This window comes from Bradyrhizobium sp. CCGB20 (genome assembly GCF_024199855.1).
Classification (GTDB): domain Bacteria; phylum Pseudomonadota; class Alphaproteobacteria; order Rhizobiales; family Xanthobacteraceae; genus Bradyrhizobium.
In genome coordinates this window covers 2227799-2245488 of sequence record NZ_JANADN010000001.1, presented here as the reverse complement: position 1 = coordinate 2245488, position 17690 = coordinate 2227799, and the positions used below count along the sequence as shown (strand labels likewise).

At 64.6% G+C, this 17690-nt stretch carries 17 protein-coding genes; 5 read left to right on the top strand and 12 right to left on the bottom strand.

Features of this window, described 5'->3' with window-relative positions; genetic code table 11:
- The first annotated feature begins 29 nt into the window (after window positions 1-29).
- The 3 genes from NLM15_RS10230 (at window position 30) to NLM15_RS10220 (ending at window position 3404) form a co-directional block, all read left to right on the top strand.
- Complete coding sequence (locus NLM15_RS10230) at window positions 30-1331, top strand: lytic murein transglycosylase (RefSeq protein ID WP_254116834.1); 1302 nt, start codon at window positions 30-32, stop codon at window positions 1329-1331.
- Window positions 1332-1620: 289 nt separating this feature from the next.
- Window positions 1621-2124: a DUF1993 family protein gene (locus NLM15_RS10225; protein WP_254116833.1), complete on the top strand. Its 504-nt coding sequence runs from the start codon at window positions 1621-1623 to the stop codon at window positions 2122-2124.
- 179 nt (window positions 2125-2303) lie between these two features.
- A complete protein-coding gene (locus tag NLM15_RS10220; RefSeq protein WP_254116832.1) occupies window positions 2304-3404 on the top strand; it encodes an alkene reductase in 1101 nt (366 codons plus the stop codon).
- 187 nt (window positions 3405-3591) lie between these two features.
- Here NLM15_RS10220 and NLM15_RS10215 read toward each other — a convergent pair whose 3' ends face one another.
- The 9 genes from NLM15_RS10215 to NLM15_RS10175 all read right to left on the bottom strand — a co-directional run bounded on the left by NLM15_RS10215 (window position 3592) and on the right by NLM15_RS10175 (window position 13199).
- Window positions 3592-5334, bottom strand: coding sequence for an ABC transporter substrate-binding protein (locus NLM15_RS10215; RefSeq protein WP_254124200.1), 1743 nt, complete (start codon window positions 5332-5334; stop codon window positions 3592-3594).
- A 130-nt stretch (window positions 5335-5464) separates the two neighbouring features.
- Window positions 5465-5794 (bottom strand): DUF2160 domain-containing protein, encoded by a 330-nt coding sequence (locus NLM15_RS10210; RefSeq protein ID WP_254116831.1) that lies wholly within the window; start codon window positions 5792-5794, stop codon window positions 5465-5467.
- Window positions 5795-5804: 10 nt separating this feature from the next.
- The gene (locus NLM15_RS10205) at window positions 5805-6611 is read right to left on the bottom strand and encodes a carbohydrate ABC transporter permease (RefSeq protein ID WP_254116830.1); all 807 of its coding nucleotides are present in this window, start codon (window positions 6609-6611) and stop codon (window positions 5805-5807) included.
- Complete coding sequence (locus NLM15_RS10200; protein ID WP_254116829.1) at window positions 6611-7585, bottom strand: carbohydrate ABC transporter permease; 975 nt, start codon at window positions 7583-7585, stop codon at window positions 6611-6613. Before NLM15_RS10200 ends, NLM15_RS10205 begins: the two co-directional genes overlap by 1 nt.
- Complete coding sequence (locus tag NLM15_RS10195; protein ID WP_254116828.1) at window positions 7585-8670, bottom strand: ABC transporter ATP-binding protein; 1086 nt, start codon at window positions 8668-8670, stop codon at window positions 7585-7587. Before NLM15_RS10195 ends, NLM15_RS10200 begins: the two co-directional genes overlap by 1 nt.
- Window positions 8671-8682: 12 nt before the next feature.
- Complete coding sequence (locus NLM15_RS10190; RefSeq protein WP_254116827.1) at window positions 8683-9759, bottom strand: ABC transporter ATP-binding protein; 1077 nt, start codon at window positions 9757-9759, stop codon at window positions 8683-8685.
- Complete coding sequence (gene glpD, locus NLM15_RS10185; RefSeq protein ID WP_254116826.1) at window positions 9756-11306, bottom strand: glycerol-3-phosphate dehydrogenase; 1551 nt, start codon at window positions 11304-11306, stop codon at window positions 9756-9758. Before glpD ends, NLM15_RS10190 begins: the two co-directional genes overlap by 4 nt.
- Before the next feature lie 284 nt (window positions 11307-11590).
- Window positions 11591-12442, bottom strand: coding sequence for a DeoR/GlpR family DNA-binding transcription regulator (locus tag NLM15_RS10180; protein ID WP_254116825.1), 852 nt, complete (start codon window positions 12440-12442; stop codon window positions 11591-11593).
- A gap of 91 nt (window positions 12443-12533) precedes the next feature.
- A complete protein-coding gene (locus NLM15_RS10175; protein WP_254116824.1) occupies window positions 12534-13199 on the bottom strand; it encodes an HAD family phosphatase in 666 nt (221 codons plus the stop codon).
- A gap of 211 nt (window positions 13200-13410) precedes the next feature.
- Here NLM15_RS10175 and NLM15_RS10170 point away from each other — a divergent pair, with 211 nt between their 5' ends.
- Together NLM15_RS10170 and NLM15_RS10165 are read left to right on the top strand one after the other, a co-directional pair.
- Window positions 13411-13863, top strand: a complete 453-nt coding sequence (locus tag NLM15_RS10170; protein ID WP_254116823.1) for a nuclear transport factor 2 family protein — start codon at window positions 13411-13413, stop codon at window positions 13861-13863.
- Between the two features lie 221 nt (window positions 13864-14084).
- Window positions 14085-14477 (top strand): nuclear transport factor 2 family protein, encoded by a 393-nt coding sequence (locus tag NLM15_RS10165; protein WP_254116822.1) that lies wholly within the window; start codon window positions 14085-14087, stop codon window positions 14475-14477.
- Between the two features lie 286 nt (window positions 14478-14763).
- Here the strand turns inward: NLM15_RS10165 and NLM15_RS10160 are convergent, their stop codons facing one another.
- The 3 genes from NLM15_RS10160 to NLM15_RS10150 form a co-directional block, all read right to left on the bottom strand.
- Complete coding sequence (locus tag NLM15_RS10160; protein ID WP_212237565.1) at window positions 14764-14955, bottom strand: hypothetical protein; 192 nt, start codon at window positions 14953-14955, stop codon at window positions 14764-14766.
- A gap of 219 nt (window positions 14956-15174) precedes the next feature.
- Complete coding sequence (locus NLM15_RS10155; RefSeq protein WP_254116821.1) at window positions 15175-15585, bottom strand: acyl-CoA thioesterase; 411 nt, start codon at window positions 15583-15585, stop codon at window positions 15175-15177.
- A 7-nt stretch (window positions 15586-15592) separates the two neighbouring features.
- Window positions 15593-17689, bottom strand: a complete 2097-nt coding sequence (locus NLM15_RS10150; RefSeq protein ID WP_254116820.1) for a 3-hydroxyacyl-CoA dehydrogenase NAD-binding domain-containing protein — start codon at window positions 17687-17689, stop codon at window positions 15593-15595.
- Window position 17690 lies beyond the last annotated feature (1 nt).

Sequence of the window (17690 nt, the reverse complement as noted above, 5' to 3'; positions counted from 1 at the left end):
CCACGCCTGCCCTCCCCGCCGGAACCCTTATGCTCCAGACCCGATTTGTGATCGCGGCCGTCGCGCTCTTCGCATGCTGCGCCACCGCTTCCGCCCAGTTCGCGCCGCCGCCCGCAAGGCCTGCGGCGCCCAGGGCCACCGCGCCGTCGCCGCGCGCAGCGTCTTGCCATAACGGTGCGAGCTTCGATCGATTCCTGGCGGACGTGAAGAGCCAGGCTGTCGCCGCCGGCGTGTCGCAGCGGACGATATCGGAGGCCTCGCCGTATCTCGTCTACGATCAGGGCATCGTCAACCGCGATCGCGGCCAGCGCGTGTTCGGCCAGCTCTTCACCGAATTCGCCGGCCGCATGGCCGCGCCCTATCGCATGCAGAACGGCCAGCAGCACATCAAGCACCACGCGGCCGCGTTCGCGCGCGCGGAAAAGGAATATGGCGTGCCGCCGGCGGTGATCGCGGCGTTCTGGGGCCTGGAGAGCGACTTCGGCGTCAACATGGGCAATCTGCCGACGCTGAAATCGCTGGTGTCGCTGGCCTATGACTGCCGGCGCTCCGAGATGTTCGTGAAGGAGACCATCGCCGCGCTGAAGATCATCGATCGCGGCGATCTCACACCCGAGGAGATGGTCGGCTCCTGGGCCGGCGAGCTCGGACAGACGCAATTCCTGCCGGTGCATTACGTCAACTATGCCGTCGACTATGACGGCGACGGGCGGCGCGATCTGTTGCGCAGCGAGGACGACGTGATCGGCTCGACCGCGAACTACATCGCCAACGGCCTGAAGTGGCGGCGCGGCGAGCCGTGGCTGGAAGAGATCAAGGTGCCGCAAAACCTGCCGTGGGATCAGACCGACCTCACGGTACAGCTGCCGCGCTCGAAATGGGCGCAGCTCGGGGTCACCTATCCCGACGGCCGTCCGCTGCCGAACGACGATCTCGCCGCATCCGTGCTGCTGCCGATGGGACGCAACGGGCCGGCCTTCATGGCGTACCCGAATTTCGCCGCCTACACCGAGTGGAATAACTCGCTGATCTATTCGACCACCGCAGGTTATCTCGCCACCCGCATCGCGGGCGCGGCGCCGATGCGCAAGCCGGCACAACCGGTCGCGCAACTGCCGTTCAACGAGCTCAAGCAATTGCAGCAGCTTCTGGTGCAGGCCGGCTTCAATGTCGGCAAGGTCGACGGCGTGCTGGGCCAGCAGAGCCGCGCCGCCGTGAAGGCGATGCAGATCAAGTTCGGCCTGCCCGCCGATTCCTGGCCGACCGCCGAGCTGCTGGCGCGGATGCGCGGGGGCACAGCGCAGGCGCAGCCGGGGGCAGTGGTGCGGTAAATAATCTATCCGTCGTCATTCCCCGCGAAGGCGGGGAATCCAGTACGCCGCGGCCTGTCGGTTCAATCACAGCTGCCTCGGAGTACTGGATCGCCCGGTCAAGCCGGGCGATGACACCGAGGGTGTGGCGGGCGATGACAGCGGGGTGTGGCGCAGATAGCACCACGAGCAAGCGGAGTAGAATTTTCGCACCGCACAAGGCACCTCCGCGATTGTATTTTTCCATGAGGCTCCCATGTGAGTGGCTCAGGTTTCTCCTGAGATTTCCCACCATGAGAGCGAGCATCACATGTCCTTCCACGACGCCGTCGTCCCTGCCTATTTGCAAATGCTGAACAGCCTGACCGGCCTGCTCTCCAAAGCCGAGGCGCATTGCGCGGCGAAAAAGATCGACCCGAGCGTCCTGCTGGGATCCCGGCTCTTCCCGGACATGCTGCCGCTGTCGAAGCAGATCCAGCTCGTCAGCGATTTCGCCGCCAAGGGCTGTGCGCGGCTGACCCACAGCGAAGTGCCCTCGATGCCCGACACCGAGACCAGCTTTGCGGAATTGAAGCAGCGGCTGGCGAAAACCATCGACTATGTGAAGTCGTTCAAGCCGGAGCAATTCGAAGGTGCCGATACCAGGGACGTCACCTTCCCGTCCGGCCCCAACAAAACCACCACCCTGAAGGGCCAGCAATTCCTCAGCGCGTTCTCACTGCCGAACTTCTATTTCCACTGCGCGACCGCTCACGGCATTCTGCGCCACAACGGCGTCGAGATCGGCAAGCGCGATTTCATGGGTTTGAACTGATTGTCAATTCGCACGGTCGCGGCAGCGGAAAACGACTGCCGCGCCCCGGAATTGCACATGAAGTATGCTACGCGGGCCCTGCCGCGTAGCTCGCCTGCACTTTCCGTATGGCTCCTCCCTTGCGCCCGATGTCGCGATGCACAAGTGTTCGTCATCTCTCATCGCCTGGAAGCATTCCCATGAGCCGTCCGACCAAATTGTTTGAGACCTACAAGCTCGGCCCGATCACGCTGGCCAACCGCTTCGTGATGGCGCCGCTGACGCGCAACCGCGCCGCGCCCGGCACGTTCGTACCTGGTACGCTTGCCGCGGACTATTACAGTCAGCGCGCGTCCGCAGGCCTCCTGGTCACCGAAGCGAGCCAGATCTCACAGCAGGGCCAGGGCTACCAGGATACGCCCGGCATCTACTCAAAGGACCAGGTCGCCGGCTGGCGCAAGGTCACCGACCGCGTGCATGAGCGCGGCGGCAAGATCTTCATCCAGCTCTGGCATGTCGGCCGCATCTCGCATGTCGATCTCCAGGCCAATGGCGCAGCCCCCGTGGCGCCGAGCGCGATCCGCGCCAAGGGCAAGACCTTCGTGAACGGCACCTTTGCCGACGTCTCCGAGCCGCGTGCGCTCGAGCTCTCGGAAATTCCTGAAATCATCGACGACTTCAAGCGCGCCACGAAGAATGCGCTGGAGGCCGGCTTCGACGGTGTCGAGATCCACGGCGCCAACGGCTATCTGCTCGACCAGTTCGCCAGGGACGGCGCCAACAAGCGCACCGATGCCTATGGCGGCTCCATCGAGAACCGCGCGCGGCTGATGCTCGAGGTCTCCAAAGCGGTTGCCGCTGAAGCCGGCGCCGAGCGCACCGGCATCCGCATTTCGCCGGTGACGCCGGCCAACGACCTCACCGACAGCAATCCGCAAGCCCTGTTCGATCACATCGTCGACGGCCTCAGCGCGCTCAAGCTGGTCTATCTCCATGTCGTCGAAGGCGCCACCGGCGGTCCGCGCGACATCGCACCGTTCGACTATGCAAGCCTGCGCAAGCGCTTCGCCGGCGCCTACATCGCCAACAACGGCTACGACTTCGATCTCGCCAGCAAGGTGCTGGAGGCCAACGCGGCCGATCTCATCGCCTTCGGCAAGCCGTTCATCTCCAACCCCGACCTGGTCGAGCGGCTGAAGCAGGGCGCGGCGCTGAACGACTGGGACAAGACCACGTTCTACGGCGGCGGCGCCAAGGGGTACACGGACTACCCGACGCTGGCGGCAGAGCCGGCGGAGTAAACTCCGCTCTCTCCTCCGTCATTGCGAGGAGCGCAGCGACGAAGCAATCCAGACTGCTTCCGCGGAACGATTCTGGATTGCTTCGCTGCGCTCGCAATGACGATGTGGAGACAGCGTGCCTAAACTCACAAAACAAAAAGGCCGGGATCTCTCCCGGCCTTTCGTGTTTGATGACGCTACGCGCCGCTTACTTGGCTTCCGCGCGCTTGGGCGGGGACGCCGGCCACGACTTGATCAGCGTGTCGTAGTCGACCGTCTCACCCTTCGGCTTCTCGTTGGCGAGCTTGCGCTGCGGAGCGATGGTGCCGTCCTTCTGGGCCTTGGCGTACCAGTACTCGGCCGTCTCCTTCTTGTGCAGCTTCGGACCGCAGGCGCCCTGCACGCCGGACTTCTCGAGGCGCTCCATGACGGAGTCCTGAGCGGCTGCGAGTGCATCCATCGCGGCTTGCGGCGTCTTCGCACCGGACGACGCATCGCCGATGTTCTGCCACCACAGCTGCGCGAGCTTCGGATAGTCAGGCACGTTGTTGCCGGTCGGGGTCCACTGCACGCGCGCGGGCGAGCGGTAGAACTCGATCAGGCCGCCGAGCTTCGGCGCACGCTCGGTGAACGACTTGTCCCAGATGTCGGATTCACGGATGAAGGTGAGACCGACATGGCTCTTCTTCAGCGACACCGACTTGGAGACGATGAACTGGAGATAGAGCCAGGCCGCCTTGCGGCGGTCAGCCGGGGTCGACTTCAACAGCGTGAGCGAGCCGGCGTCCTGGTAGCCGAGCTTCATGCCTTCCTTCCAGTACGAGCCGTGCGGCGACGGGGCCATACGCCACTTCGGCGTACCGTCCGCGTTCATCACGGCGATGCCCGGCTTCACCATGTCGGCGGTGAAGGCGGTGTACCAGAACATCTGCTGGGCGATGTTGCCCTGAGCCGGCACCGGACCCGACTCGGAGAAGGTCATGCCCTGGGCCTGCGGCGGAGCATACTTCTTCATCCACTCCAGATACTTGGTGATCGAGTAGACCGCGGCCGGACCGTTGGTGTCGCCGCCACGCTCCACGCTCGAGCCGACCGGACGGCAGCCTTCCATGCGGATGCCCCATTCGTCGACCGGCAGACCGTTCGGAATGCCCTTGTCACCGTTGCCGGCCATCGACAGCCAGGCGTCGGTGAAACGCCATCCGAGCGACGGGTCCTTCTTGCCATAGTCCATATGGCCGTAGACCTTGACGCCGTTGATCTCCTTGACGTCGTTGGTGAAGAACTCGGCGATGTCTTCATAGGCGGACCAGTTCACGGGCACGCCGAGCTCGTAGCCATACTTGGCCTTGAACTTGGCCTTGTAGTCCGGGTTGGTGAACCAGTCGTAGCGGAACCAGTAGAGGTTGGCGAACTGCTGGTCGGGCAGCTGATAGAGCTTGCCGTCCGGCGCGGTGCCGAACGACTTGCCGATGAAGTCGTTGACGTCGAGCATCGGGTCGGTGACGTCCTTGCCCTCGCCGGTCATGTAGTCCGACAGCGCGATGGTCTGGCCGTAGCGGAAGTGCGTGCCGATCAGGTCGGAGTCGTTGATCCAGCCGTCATAGACGTTCTTGCCGGACTGCATCTGGGTCTGCAGCTTCTCGACGACGTCACCTTCCTGGATGAGGTCGTGCTTGAGCTTGATACCGGTGAGCTCGGAGAACGCCTTGGCGAGCGTCTGCGCCTCGTATTCGTGGGTGGTGATGGTCTCGGAGACGACGTTGATCTCCATGCCCTTGAACGGTTCGGCGGCCTTCGCGAACCACTCCAGCTCCTTCTTCTGGTCGTCCTTCGACAGCGTCGAGGGCTGGAATTCGGTGATCCACTTCTGGATCGTGGCATCGTCGGCGGCGCGGACCGGCGCCGAGACGGCGAACGACACCGCTACGATGGCGGCGGCGCTGGACATGGTCAGAAAGCTATTCTTGGTCAATGGACCTTTCCTTCTCCTAAACTGTCGCATGTTGTTCCTCCGTTGCAGCGACAAAATTTTATACAGGCCCGGGTTGCCCCCGGATCTGGCCGTCCCTTCGCGAGCTTCAGACCGTGCGAAAAATGAGCACGGCCGTGGCCAGCGAAATCCCACTTGCGAGCCACAGGCTCGAAATCTCAAAACCTTCCTCGCCGATCGGCAGCGTGGCGATCGCATCGGTGCCGACGAGGCCGATCCAGAGAAGATGGATGACTGCCGCCGAGATCAGCGAGATGAACAGGCGGTCGCCACGCGTGGTCGGAATGCTGAGCACGCCGACGCGCTCGGCTTCCGGATAGACCGCGGCAAGCCAGGTCATCACGGCGAGCGTGCAGGCGAGCGCGGCGAAGAAGATCGCCGTCGGCAGCGTCCAGGCCATCCATGCGATAGATTCCATTGATGCCTCCTTACACGCGACCGAGCGCGAAACCGCTCGCGATATAATTGCGGACGAACCAGATCACGAGTGCGCCCGGAATGATGGTCAGCACGCCGGCCGCCGCCAGCAGGCCCCAGTCCATGCCGGCTGCCGACACCGTACGCGTCATGATCGCCGCGATGGGCTTTGCCTGCACCGAGGTCAGCGTCCGCGCGAGCAGGAGCTCGACCCAGGAGAACATGAAGCAGAAGAAGGCGGCGACGCCGATGCCGCTCGCGATCAGCGGCACCAGAATCTTGATGAAGAAGCGCGGGAAGGAATAGCCGTCGAGGAAGGCGGTCTCGTCGATCTCGCGCGGCACGCCGGACACGAAGCCTTCGAGGATCCACACCGCCAGCGGAACGTTGAAGATGCAGTGCGCGAGTGCGACCGCCCAGGGCGTATCGAACAGGCCGATCGCCGAATAGAGGTTGAAGAACGGCAGCGCATAGACCGCGGCCGGCGCCATGCGGTTAGACAGCAGCCAGAAGAACAAATGCTTGTCGCCGAGGAAGCGGTAGCGCGAGAAGGCGTAGGCCGCCGGCAGCGCCACCGAGATCGAGATGATCGTGTTGAGGACGACGTATTCCAGCGAGTTGATGTAGCCGGAATACCAGCTCTCATCGGTGAAGATGCGCTTGTAATGCTGGAGCGTCGGGGCATGCGGCCACAGCGTCATCGTCGAGACGATCTCGGCGTTGGTCTTGAAGCTCATGTTGACGAGCCAGTAGATCGGCAACAGCAGGAAGATCAGGAACAGCGCCATGATGACGCGGCGGCCGGGGATCGAGTGCATCAGGCCACTCCTTCCTTTGGCTTGAGCGCGGGTACGGGCTTGAGCCCGGCTGCAGGCTTAGGCTCCGTCGCCGGCTCGTTCTCCGCCTGGACTTTGCGCTCGGCGCCGGCATTGGTCATGACGGTGTAGAAGATCCAGCAGACGATCAGGATGATCAGGTTGTAAACGAGCGACAACGCGGCCGCCTTGCCGAGGTCGAACTGGCCAAGCGCGATCTTGACCAGCTCGATCGACACGAAGGTCGTGGAGTTGCCGGGACCGCCGCCCGTCACCACGAACGGCTCGGTGTAGATCATGAACGAGTCCATGAAGCGCAGCAGCACCGCGATCAGCAGCACGCGATTCATCTTGGGCAGCTGGATCGCCTTGAACACCGCCCAGCGCGAGGCGCCGTCGATCTGGGCGGCCTGATAATAGGCCTCCGGGATCGACTTCAGGCCGGCGTAACAGAGCAGCGCGACGAGGCTGGTCCAGTGCCAGACATCCATCACGATGACGGTGACCCAGGCGTCGATGTCGTTGGAGACGTAATTGTAGTCGAAGCCCATGGCGTTGAGGACATAGCCCATCAGACCGATGTCGGGCCGGCCGAAGATCTGCCAGATCGTGCCGACCACGTTCCACGGAATCAGCAGCGGCAGCGCGAGGATGACGAGGCAGGCCGCGACCGTCCAGCCCTGGCGCGGCATCGACAGCGCGACGACGATGCCGAGCGGCACCTCGATCGCGAGGATCACCATGGAGAAGAACAGATTGCGGCCGAGCGAGGCGAGGAAGCGGCCGCCGAGATCGGTCGAGGGATCGAGCAGCTCCTTGAACCAGCCGACGCCGTTCCAGAAGAACTGGTTGTTGCCGAAGGTGTCCTGCATCGAATAGTTCACGACCGTCATCAGCGGCAGCACCGCCGAGAAGGCCACGACCAGGAACACCGGCAGCACCAGGAACCAGGCTTTTTGGTTGACGGTCTTATCCATCAGGCGGCTCCCTCCACCAGAAGGCTGTCGGCATAGACGTGGATATGCGCCGGATCGAATTTCAGTCCGGCGGTCCCGTCCGAACTCGTGAAGCCCGCCGGTGCGCGCGCCGCGAGCTTGGCCTCGCCGACGCGGACGCGCGCGAAGCGGATGCGGCCGAGGTCGTCGATGCGCTCGATCTTCGCGGTGAGCAATCCGGGTGCGGGCGCGACGGCGTCGACGAACTCCGGACGCACGCCGATCTCGATCCTGGCGCCGGCAGGCAGATGGTCATAGCTGCGGTTGAGCGCGATGACATGACCGTCGACCCTGGCCTCGCGTCCCCTCACCTCCGCCGGCAGGATGTTCATGCCGGGCGAGCCGATGAAGTAACCGACGAAGGTGTGCGCCGGCTTGTCGAACAGCTCGGCCGGCGTGCCGCTCTGCACCACGCGGCCGTCATGCATGACGACGACGGTGTCGGCGAAGGTCAGCGCCTCGGTCTGGTCGTGGGTGACGTAGATCATCGTGAGGTCGAGCTCGCGATGCAGCGCCTTCAGCTTGGAGCGGAGCTGCCATTTCAGCTCGGGATCGATCACGGTCAGCGGCTCGTCGAACAGCACCGCCGCGACGTCGGAGCGGACGAGGCCGCGGCCGAGCGAGATCTTCTGCTTGGCATCCGCCGTGAGGCGGGTCGCCTTGCGGTTCAGATAAGGTTCGAGATCGAGCAGACGGCCGATCTCGGCGACGCGCTTGTCGATCTCGGCCTTCGGCACGCCGCGGTTCTTCAGGGGAAACGCCAGGTTCTGCCCCACCGTCATGGTGTCGTAGATCACCGGAAACTGGAACACCTGGGCGATGTTGCGCTTCTGGGTTGACAGCGGTGTGATGTCCTCGCCGTCGAACAGGATTTTCCCCCGCGACGGCGTGATGATGCCGGAGATGACGTTGAGCAGCGTGGTCTTGCCGCAGCCGGACGGCCCGAGCAGCGCATAGGCGCCGCCCTGCCGCCAGGTCATGGTCACCGGCTTCAGCGCAAAGCTTTCCTGCGGCGCATCATTGCCGCCGTAGGAATGGGCGAGATCGACGAGGTCAATGCGAGCCATGGCGCATCCCCCTCAGGTAGCAGGCGCTGCGACGAGGCGATCGGCCGCGTCGAACACGAAGACATCATTCGGATCGAGCACGGCGTCAATGGTCTGGCCGGGCTCGAACTCGTGCACGCCGTGCAGCACCGCCACCCAGTTCGATCCGTCGCGGGTCAGATGCACGAAACTCTCCGAACCGGTGATCTCGGTCACCGTCACCGTGGCATGGAAGGCGTGGCGGTCGGCCTCGCCATTGGCGAGCGCAAGCTGGTGGGCGCGAAAGCCGACGCGATAGGCGCCGTCGGCCAGCGATGAATAGAGACCGGAGGCCGGCGACGTTGCGCCGCCGGCATATTGCACGGAGCCGCTCCTCTTCTCGATGCCGACGAGGTTGAGCGGCGGATCGGAGAACACCTGCGCGACGCGAAGAGTCTGCGGCCGGCGATAGACGTTGGCGGTCTCGCCGATCTGGAGCGCCTGCCCTTCCCACATGCAGACCGTGTTGCCGCCCAGCAGCAGCGCCTCGGTCGGCTCGGTGGTGGCATAGACGAAGATCGCGCCGGAGGCCTCGAAGATGCGCGGCAGCTCGGCGCGCAGCTCCTCGCGAAGCTTGTAGTCCAGATTGGCGAGCGGCTCGTCGAGCAGAACGAGATCGGCGCCCTTCACCAGCGCGCGCGCGATCGCGGTGCGCTGCTGCTGGCCACCGGAGAGCTGGAGCGGCGTGCGCTTCAGGAACGGCTCGAGCCGCAGCAGTTTTGCGGCCTCCGCAACACGCTGTTCGATCTCCGCGCGCGGCTTGCCCTGCACGCGCAAGGGCGAGGCGATGTTCTCGTAGACGGACAGCGAGGGGTAGTTGATGAACTGCTGGTAGACCATGGCGACCGAACGCTGGCGCACGTCGGCGCCGGTGACGTCCTTGCCGTTGACCAGCAGCTTGCCCGTCGTCGGCTTGTCGAGGCCGGCGAGCAGCCGCATGATCGAGGTCTTGCCGGACAGCGTCGGCCCGAGCAGCACGTTGAGCGTGCCGCTCTCGAGCGTCAGCGAGACGTCGCGGATATGCGGTATCCCCTCGACGGTCCGGGTCACATGATCGAGCGTCACGCTCATGAGCGTCCTCCCGCTTCCAGCAGGGGACTTTGCGGCACAGCGTGGGTTGCAATCCAGTCGTTCAATGCAGAGATCTCGTCGGCAGATAGTCGCAGGCCAAGCTTGGAGCGGCGCCAGACGATGTCGTCCGCCGTGACGGCCCATTCGTTGGCGATGAGGTAGCGGACCTCGCGCTCGGTCAGCGTCGCGCCGAAGGCCTCGCCGAGGTCGGCGGCCGATTTGGCATCGCCGAGCAGCTTGATGGCGCGGGTACCGTAAGCCCGGGCGAGACGGCGGGCGTGCTCGTGGCTGAGGAAGGGGTAGCCGCGCTGGAGCTCGGCGATCAGGCCGTCGACGTCGGACACGCCCATGTCGCCGCCGGGCAGCGGCCATTTGCCGGTCCAGCCTTCGCGTGCTTTCGCACTGCGAAGATAGGGCGCGAGCCGTTCCAGCGCCTCTTCGGCGAGCCGGCGATAGGTCGTGATCTTGCCGCCATAGATCGAGAGCAGCGGCACGCCGCCGGGTGTGTCGAGCTCGAACACGTAGTCGCGCGTCGCCGCCTTGGCTTCGCTGGCGCCGTCGTCATAAAGCGGTCGCACACCGGAATAGGTCCAGACCACGTCCTCTGACGTCACCGGCTTGGCCAGATACTCGCTCGCGGCGGCGCAGAGATACTGGATCTCCTCGGGCGTCGCCTTCACCTTGGCGGGATCGCCGTCATAATCACGGTCCGTCGTACCGATCAGCGTGAAGTCATCCTGGTACGGGATCACGAAGATGATGCGGCCGTCCGCGTTCTGGAACATGTAGGCGCGGTCGTGGTCGTAGAGCTTCTTGACCACGATGTGCGAGCCCTGCACCAGCCGCACCTTGGCTTTGGCGTTCACGCCAGCGCCGCGGCCGAGCACGTCCTCGACCCAGGGGCCGCCGGCGTTGATCAACGCGCGGGCCTGGATCGACGACCGCTCGCCGGTCAGCGTGTTGACCATGCTGACGGTCCAGACGCCGTCAGACTGCTTGATGTCGGTCGCGCGGGTGCGGGTGCGGATCTCGGCGCCCTTGTCGGCGGCATCGCGCGCGTTGAGCACGACGAGACGGGCGTCGTCGACGAAGCAGTCGGAATATTCGAACGCGCGAGAGTAGCGGTTCGGGATCAGCGGACGGCCGACTTCATCACGCCTGAGATCGACCGAGCGCGTCGCCGGCAGCAGGTGCCGGCCGCCGATATGATCATAGAGAAAGAGGCCGAGGCGCAGCAGCCAGGCCGGGCGCAGGCCGGCGTGATGCGGCAAAACGAAACGCAGGGGACGGATGATATGGGGCGCGATGCCCCAGAGAATCTCGCGCTCGATCAGCGCCTCGCGGACCAGGCGAAACTCGTAATATTCGAGATAGCGCAGGCCACCGTGCACCAGCTTGGTCGACCAGGACGATGTCCCGCTCGCCAAATCGTTCATTTCGCACAGGAAAACCGTGTTGCCCCGGCCCACCGCGTCGCGCGCGATGCCGCAGCCGTTAACACCGCCTCCGATAATGGCGAGGTCGAAAATACGCTCCAACAGACGCATCCCCCGGCGACCGCTCGTTCCTTCGAGCGACTACTTTCGTTTTTGATTAGATCACACCGAAAAACGAAAGCAAGATGAAAGAGGGGCGACAGGAAGTGAAAGTGGAACATTTTTTGTGGGCAGCGGGGTGAGGATATAGGCAAGCGCCACCCTCGGGGGAGCGACGGCCACAATTCAGCCGTGCGCCGTCATGCCCGGGATTGTCCCGGGCATCGACGTTCTATGTGCTGCTGACGTGGGATGACCGGGTCAAGCCCGGCCATGACGATGCGGGGGCTGTCGCGCTACCGCAGCCTGACCACCGGTGCACCCTCAGGCGCGGCGTCCTGCGTCGTCTCGGCCGGAGAATCTTCGATATCCCCTGCGGCCTTCGGCATCGCCTCCATCACCTCGATGCCCTTGCTGTGGCAGATGGTGGCGAGGCGCTCGGGCAGTTCCTGGTCGGTCACGAAGGTCTGGATCTGGCTGATATGGGCGATGCGCACCGGGGCGCTACGGCGAAGCTTGGTGGAGTCGGCCACCAGCATGACGCTGCGGGCATTGGCGATGATGGCTTGCGCCACCTGCACCTCGCGATAGTCGAAGTCGAGCAGCGCGCCCTCCTCGTCGATCGCGGACGCCCCGATGATGGCGTAGTCGACCTTGAACTGGCCGATCAGCTGCGTCGCGGTGGAGCCGACCACGGCGCCGTCGGCGCGCCGCACCGTGCCGCCCGCGACCACCACCTCGATGCGGGGATGGCGGTAGAGCAGCATCGCGACGTTGAGATTGTTGGTGATGACGAGGAGATCCTCGTGCGAGGTCAGCGCGCTCGCGACCTCCTCGGTCGTGGTGCCGATGTTGATGAAGAGCGAGCAGCCGTTCGGGATCAGCGAGGCGGCGGCAGCGCCGATCGCCTTCTTCTCGTCGGCAGCGACGAACCGTCTCGCCTCGTAGGCGAGGTTTTCCACGCCGGAGGCAATGATGGCGCCGCCATGGATGCGGGTCAGCGAGCGGCGCTCGCAGAGATCGTTGAGATCCTTGCGGATGGTCTGCGCCGAGACCTCGAACCGGCGCGCGAGCTCCTCGACCATGACGCGGCCGGAAGCGCGCGCGATGTTGAGGATCTCGGCTTGGCGATGGGTCAATCCGGTCACGGCGATGGCCTCAAATCAGGATACCGCATCGTGCGGCGGTTCGCGCGTGCGGTCAATGCGCGTGGCGATCACGGTTAACGGACGAAGCCTCTCACCACGCCATCGCGGCGGCGAGGCGCGCCAGCAGCGCCGGATCATCGTAAGCAGCGGCGGACGCGACCGCGCCGGCGGAAACAAGGTCAGCATGGCTGAGGCTGGTGCGCATCCCGATGGTCGGGATGCCGGCAGCCGCTGCCGACTGCACGCCGGAGCGGGAATCCTCGAACGCGATCGAGGCCTGCGCGCTGGCGCCGACGAAGCGCAACCCTTCCTGATACGGGAGCGGATGCGGCTTGCCGTGCGGCAGCTCGTCCCCGATGACGATCGCCTTGAACCGCGCCGTGATGCCGAGGCCCGAAAGCAGCAGCTCCGCGTTGAGGCGCGGCGCGTTGGTCACGGCCACCATGGGAATGCCGGCTGCATCCGCACGGTCGAGCAGCGCCATCAGGCCCGGCAGCGGCTCGATCTGCCCGGCGACGAGCGTGCGGAAGACCTCTTCCTTCTCGCCGAGGATCTTGGCGCGCCGCTCCACCGTTTCGTCGGGCAGAAAGCGCTCGCCGATCGACGCATTGGCGAAGCCTTGCAGCTCCCTGGAGAAGCGCGCGTGATCGAACACATGGCCGCGCGGCCCGAGCACCTGGTTGAAGGCCTTCAAGTGCAGCGGGTCGGTGTTGGCGAGCGTGCCGTCGATGTCGAACAGCAATGCCTTGCCCATCATTTGCCCTCGCACTTGTCCTTGCATTTGCCCCTGCGCTTGCCCTTTGCCTTCGATCATTTCCGTACTTTCCCGAATGCACGACGCATCAATGCGAAACACGTATCAATGCAGCCCCGATCGCGCAATGACGCATGGACATGACCACCACGCGACACTCGACAAAGCCGCGCGCGGCTGCAACACTCCGTACAAGATCAAAAAGGAGGAAACGATGACGATCAACCGACGCGATCTGGCTCTCTCGACCCTTGCTCTCTCCGCGCTCGCTCTCACAGCACCGGCGCTGGCAGCCTCGGCGGATGAGGAAGCCGTGGCGAAAAAGGTCGAGGCCTTCCGCCTGGCCCAGATCGCGGCCGATCCCAAGGCGCTCGGCGCGCTCTGCGCCGACGATGTGAGTTACAGCCATTCCAGCGGCAAGGTCGAGGACAAGGCGACCTTCGTGACCAACGCCACCGACGGCAAGTCGAAATTCCTGTCGATCGAATACAAGGACCCGACCATCAAGGTCGTCGGCCCCGCTGCGATCGTGCGCTTCCACTGGGTGGCGGAACAGGAGATGGCGGCCGATGGGAAAAAAGTGCCGACCAACCTTCACATCCTGATGAACTGGCAGAAGCAGGGCGACGACTGGAAGCTGCTGTCGCGGGCCGCAACGAAGTTGTGATGACGGCCCTCACCCTCTCCCCTTGCGGGAGAGGGTGACATAGGCCGCCTTCTCTCCCGAGGGGAGAAGAAGGCAGCAGCATCAGGCTGCAAAAAACTCCGACCACGCTTTCCGCGTCAGAAATCGCGTCACCTAGCGTAATGCAGCGTATTGCGACCTGAATCTCGACAAAATCAAGTGCGGCTGCAACAGTGGGCGCAAGATCAAGACCGGAGCATACGATGACACTGAATCGCGATCATGCCGCCACGACGGACCACGAGGCGGTGGCAAGAAACCTCGAGGCATTTCGTCTCGCCCAGATCGCGGCCGACCCGAAGGCACTCAGTGCGCTGTGCGCGGATGATCTGAGCTACAGCCACTCCAACGGCTTCCTCGAGGACAAGGCGGCCTTCGTCGCCAACGCCACCGACGGCAAGACGGAGTTCCTGTCGATTACGTACAAGGACCCGACCATCAAGATCGTCGGCCCCGTCGCGATCGTGCGCTTCCACTGGCTGGCCGAAATGATGACCGGCGGACAGAAAGTGGCAAACAGCCTTCATATCCTGATGAACTGGTTGAAGCAGGGCGACGATTGGAAGCTGTTGTCGCGCTCCGCGACGAAGTTGTGATGCGACTCTTGCCCTCTCCCCTTGCGGGAGAGGGCGGCTCGCCGCAGAGCGGCGAGACGGATGAGGGGTATTTCTCCGCGAACTCGTTTCTATTTGAATATGCGGAGATATACCCGTCATCCGGCGCTATAGCCGAAGCTTTGCTTCGGCGCTCTCTCAAGAACGGCCGCCGAGGGCGGCCTACGCCACCTTCTCCCACAAGGGGAGAAGGAAAAGTCAGCAGCATCAAGGGCTGCAAAAAATTCCGACCACGCTTCGCGCGTCAGAAGTCACCGGCAGAAGCCGCTTACGCCGCTTCCTTCACGTCGCCGTTAACCAGCTTGCGCGCAGCGCGCTCGGCTTCGCGCGCATTGCGGAAGAGCTGGCCTTCGAGGCGATTGAACTGGTGGGACGAGGCGAAGAAGCAGTATCCTCCGTGACCACGAACCACGATGCCCGCGGTCTCGGAATTAACTTCGATGATGTAGCTGTCCGGCATGGCCCGTTGATTCCTCAGTGCGGGCAAATAACGGCATGACTGCCCTTTGGTTCCTAGGGCAAATCAACCGGTTTCCACCCCGAATCGACGCGCTAATGGGTACGCGGCGACCTCATCCGTTTTATGACTGCTTCTTGGCAAAGCCGCGACGCGTTGACTCAGCCGCGCCGCGTTTGGCGCGCTGCAAGTTTTCGTGAGAGGGCAAAGCGCCGCGCGCGATTACGTCGCGATCGCCGTGTCGGTCGGGCGAACCGCCTGCGGGCGGCCGTGCTCGTCGATCGACACGTAGGTGAAATTGCCGTCGGTGACGAGGAACGGATGCTGCTCTCCACGACGCAGCGCCCAGGCTTCCAGGTGCACGGTGATCGAGGTGCGCCCGACGCGGACGAGGTGGGCGTGAACCGAGACGAGATCGCCGACATAGACCGCCTTGCGAAAATTCATCGCTTCGATCGCGACGGTCACGGTGCGCGACTTCGCGACTTTCGACGCGAACACGCCGCCGCCGACGTCCATCTGGCTGAGCAGCCAGCCGCCGAAGATGTCGCCATTGGCGTTGGTGTCGGCGGGCATGGCCAGCGTGCGGATGCAGAGATCGCCGCCCGGCCCGGTATTCGCTTGTTCGCTCATGCCTCTCTCACTTGAAACTGTCCCAGCCCGGATCGGGCGCAAAGCGCCCGCCGAATCGTTCGGCCAGCGCGCGCAAGGTGGATACGACATTTTCCACGCCGCGCGTGCGCGCATAATTCAGCGGGCCGCCGCGGAACGGTGCGTAACCCGTGCCGAAGATCATGGCGCCGTCGACCGCATCGGGATCGTCGACGATGCCTTCGCGCAACGCCGCGACGCAGACATTGGACATCGGCAGGACCAGGCGGTCGATCATCTGGTCGGTGATGCGCGGGCCGGTCTCGGGGAGCGGTTGCTTCTCCGCCTTGCCGTCCTTCCAGACGTAAAAGCCCCTGCCGGTCTTGCGGCCGAGCTCGCCCTTGGCGACCTTCTCGCGCAGCCAGGCCGGCGTCGGCGGCAAGAGATCGCCGAACCTGGTGCGCAGCATGTCGCCGACGTCGAGGCAGATGTCGAGCCCGACCTGGTCGGCGAGCTCGATCGGCCCCATCGGCATGCCGAACTGTTCGGCCGCAGCGTCGATCAGGCGCTGGTCGGTCTTCTCGTCCAGCATCACCATCGCTTCCAGCATGTAGGGCGTCAGCGCGCGGTTGACGAGGAAGCCTGGCGAGCTCTTCACCGGCAGCGGCAAGCGGTCGATCGCACCGACGAAGGCGAGCGCTTCCTTGAGCACCTGCGCGTCGTTACCGTCATGGCTGACGACCTCCACCAACTGCAACCGCGACACAGGGTTGAAGAAATGCAGGCCGACCAGCCGCTCCGGCTGCACCAGCGTGGTGCGCAGATCCTGCAGCGGAATGCTCGACGTGTTGGTCGCGAGGATCGCGCCCGGCTTCATTCGCGGCTCGAGGCCGGCATAGACCTTCTGCTTCAGCTCGAGCTTTTCAGGCACCGCCTCGATGATGAGATCGGCGTTGCGGACGCCCTCACCGTCCATGTCCGGGATCAGGCGGTCGAGCGCGTCACGCACGTCGGTCGGCTTGCGGATGATCTTGCCGTAGAGCTCGGCGGCGCGCTTCACCGCGCCTGCAATGGGCTCAGCCTTCATGTCGGCGAGCGAGACCCGCATCCCCTGCCCCGCACACCAGGCCGCGATGTCGCCGCCCATGGCGCCGGCGCCGATGACATGAACACGCTTGACGGTGTTGCCGGGGCCTGCGGCCTTCTTCATCTGCTCGCGCAGGAAGAACACGCGGATCAGGTTCTGCGCGGTCGGCGTCACCATCAGCTTGGCGAACGAGGCCTGCTCGGCCTTCAACATCGCGGCCTTGCTGCCGCCATGGGTCTCCCAGAGATCGATCAGCGCGTAGGGCGCCGGATAGTGCTCGCGAGACGCGGCCTTCGCCGCCTCCGAGCGCATGCGCTTGGCCAGCAGCCCGCGCACGGGACCGAAATTGGCCGCGCGCGTGAGAAAGCCAGGACGCGCCCGCTTCAAGCGGCCGAACAATGCATCCTTCACCGCGTGAGCGACATGGCGCTCCTGCGTGACGGTATCGACCAGGCCGAGCGATCTGGCGCGGCGCGCATCGATGGTGCGGCCGGTCAGCATCAGCGCCATCGACTGCGTCGGGTTGACCAGCGCAGTGAAGCGCGCGGTGCCGCCGAGGCCCGGATGCAGGCCGAGCATCACCTCGGGGAAGCCGAAGCGCGCGCCGTCGATGGCGATGCGCGACTGGCAGGCAAGCGCGACCTCGAGCCCGCCGCCGAGGCAGAAGCCGTGGATGACGGCGACCGTCGGCAGTTTTAGCGCTTCCAGATGATCGACGACGGCGTGCGCGGCACGGATGCGTGTCTCCACCATCGCGGGATCGCTGGCGCCACGGAATTCGTTGACATCGGCACCGGCAATGAAGCCGGACGGCTTTGCGGAGCGGACCACGAGGCCGGCGGGACGCTCGGTCTCGATCGCCGCGAGCACGGCGTCGAACTCCTCCATCACGTCGGAGGACAGCGTGTTGGCGCTCGCATCGGCGCGGTCGAACAGCAGCCAGGCGACGCCGTCGGCATCGCGCGTCAGCTTGAAGTGCTTGTACGGGCCGTCTGCCGCGGGCTGAGGCCCGAGCGTCAGGACGCGGTCGCCGAGCGCGGTCATGATCTTCGAGTCCATG

What these genes read in the sequence shown, in the direction of transcription:
- NLM15_RS10150 (WP_254116820.1), bottom strand. Translation starts at nt 17,689, where the DNA reads ATGGACTCGAAGATCATGACCGCGCTCGGCGACCGCGTCCTGACGCTC.
- NLM15_RS10200 (WP_254116829.1), bottom strand. Translation starts at nt 7,585, where the DNA reads ATGGATAAGACCGTCAACCAAAAAGCCTGGTTCCTGGTGCTGCCGGTG.
- NLM15_RS10205 (WP_254116830.1), bottom strand. Translation starts at nt 6,611, where the DNA reads ATGCACTCGATCCCCGGCCGCCGCGTCATCATGGCGCTGTTCCTGATC.
- NLM15_RS10170 (WP_254116823.1), top strand. Translation starts at nt 13,411, where the DNA reads ATGACGATCAACCGACGCGATCTGGCTCTCTCGACCCTTGCTCTCTCC.
- NLM15_RS10190 (WP_254116827.1), bottom strand. Translation starts at nt 9,759, where the DNA reads ATGAGCGTGACGCTCGATCATGTGACCCGGACCGTCGAGGGGATACCG.
- NLM15_RS10165 (WP_254116822.1), top strand. Translation starts at nt 14,085, where the DNA reads ATGACACTGAATCGCGATCATGCCGCCACGACGGACCACGAGGCGGTG.
- NLM15_RS10175 (WP_254116824.1), bottom strand. Translation starts at nt 13,199, where the DNA reads ATGATGGGCAAGGCATTGCTGTTCGACATCGACGGCACGCTCGCCAAC.
- glpD (WP_254116826.1), bottom strand. Translation starts at nt 11,306, where the DNA reads ATGCGTCTGTTGGAGCGTATTTTCGACCTCGCCATTATCGGAGGCGGT.
- NLM15_RS10215 (WP_254124200.1), bottom strand. Translation starts at nt 5,334, where the DNA reads ATGTCCAGCGCCGCCGCCATCGTAGCGGTGTCGTTCGCCGTCTCGGCG.
- NLM15_RS10160 (WP_212237565.1), bottom strand. Translation starts at nt 14,955, where the DNA reads ATGCCGGACAGCTACATCATCGAAGTTAATTCCGAGACCGCGGGCATC.
- NLM15_RS10210 (WP_254116831.1), bottom strand. Translation starts at nt 5,794, where the DNA reads ATGGAATCTATCGCATGGATGGCCTGGACGCTGCCGACGGCGATCTTC.
- NLM15_RS10230 (WP_254116834.1), top strand. Translation starts at nt 30, where the DNA reads ATGCTCCAGACCCGATTTGTGATCGCGGCCGTCGCGCTCTTCGCATGC.
- NLM15_RS10220 (WP_254116832.1), top strand. Translation starts at nt 2,304, where the DNA reads ATGAGCCGTCCGACCAAATTGTTTGAGACCTACAAGCTCGGCCCGATC.
- NLM15_RS10155 (WP_254116821.1), bottom strand. Translation starts at nt 15,585, where the DNA reads ATGAGCGAACAAGCGAATACCGGGCCGGGCGGCGATCTCTGCATCCGC.
- NLM15_RS10195 (WP_254116828.1), bottom strand. Translation starts at nt 8,670, where the DNA reads ATGGCTCGCATTGACCTCGTCGATCTCGCCCATTCCTACGGCGGCAAT.
- NLM15_RS10225 (WP_254116833.1), top strand. Translation starts at nt 1,621, where the DNA reads ATGTCCTTCCACGACGCCGTCGTCCCTGCCTATTTGCAAATGCTGAAC.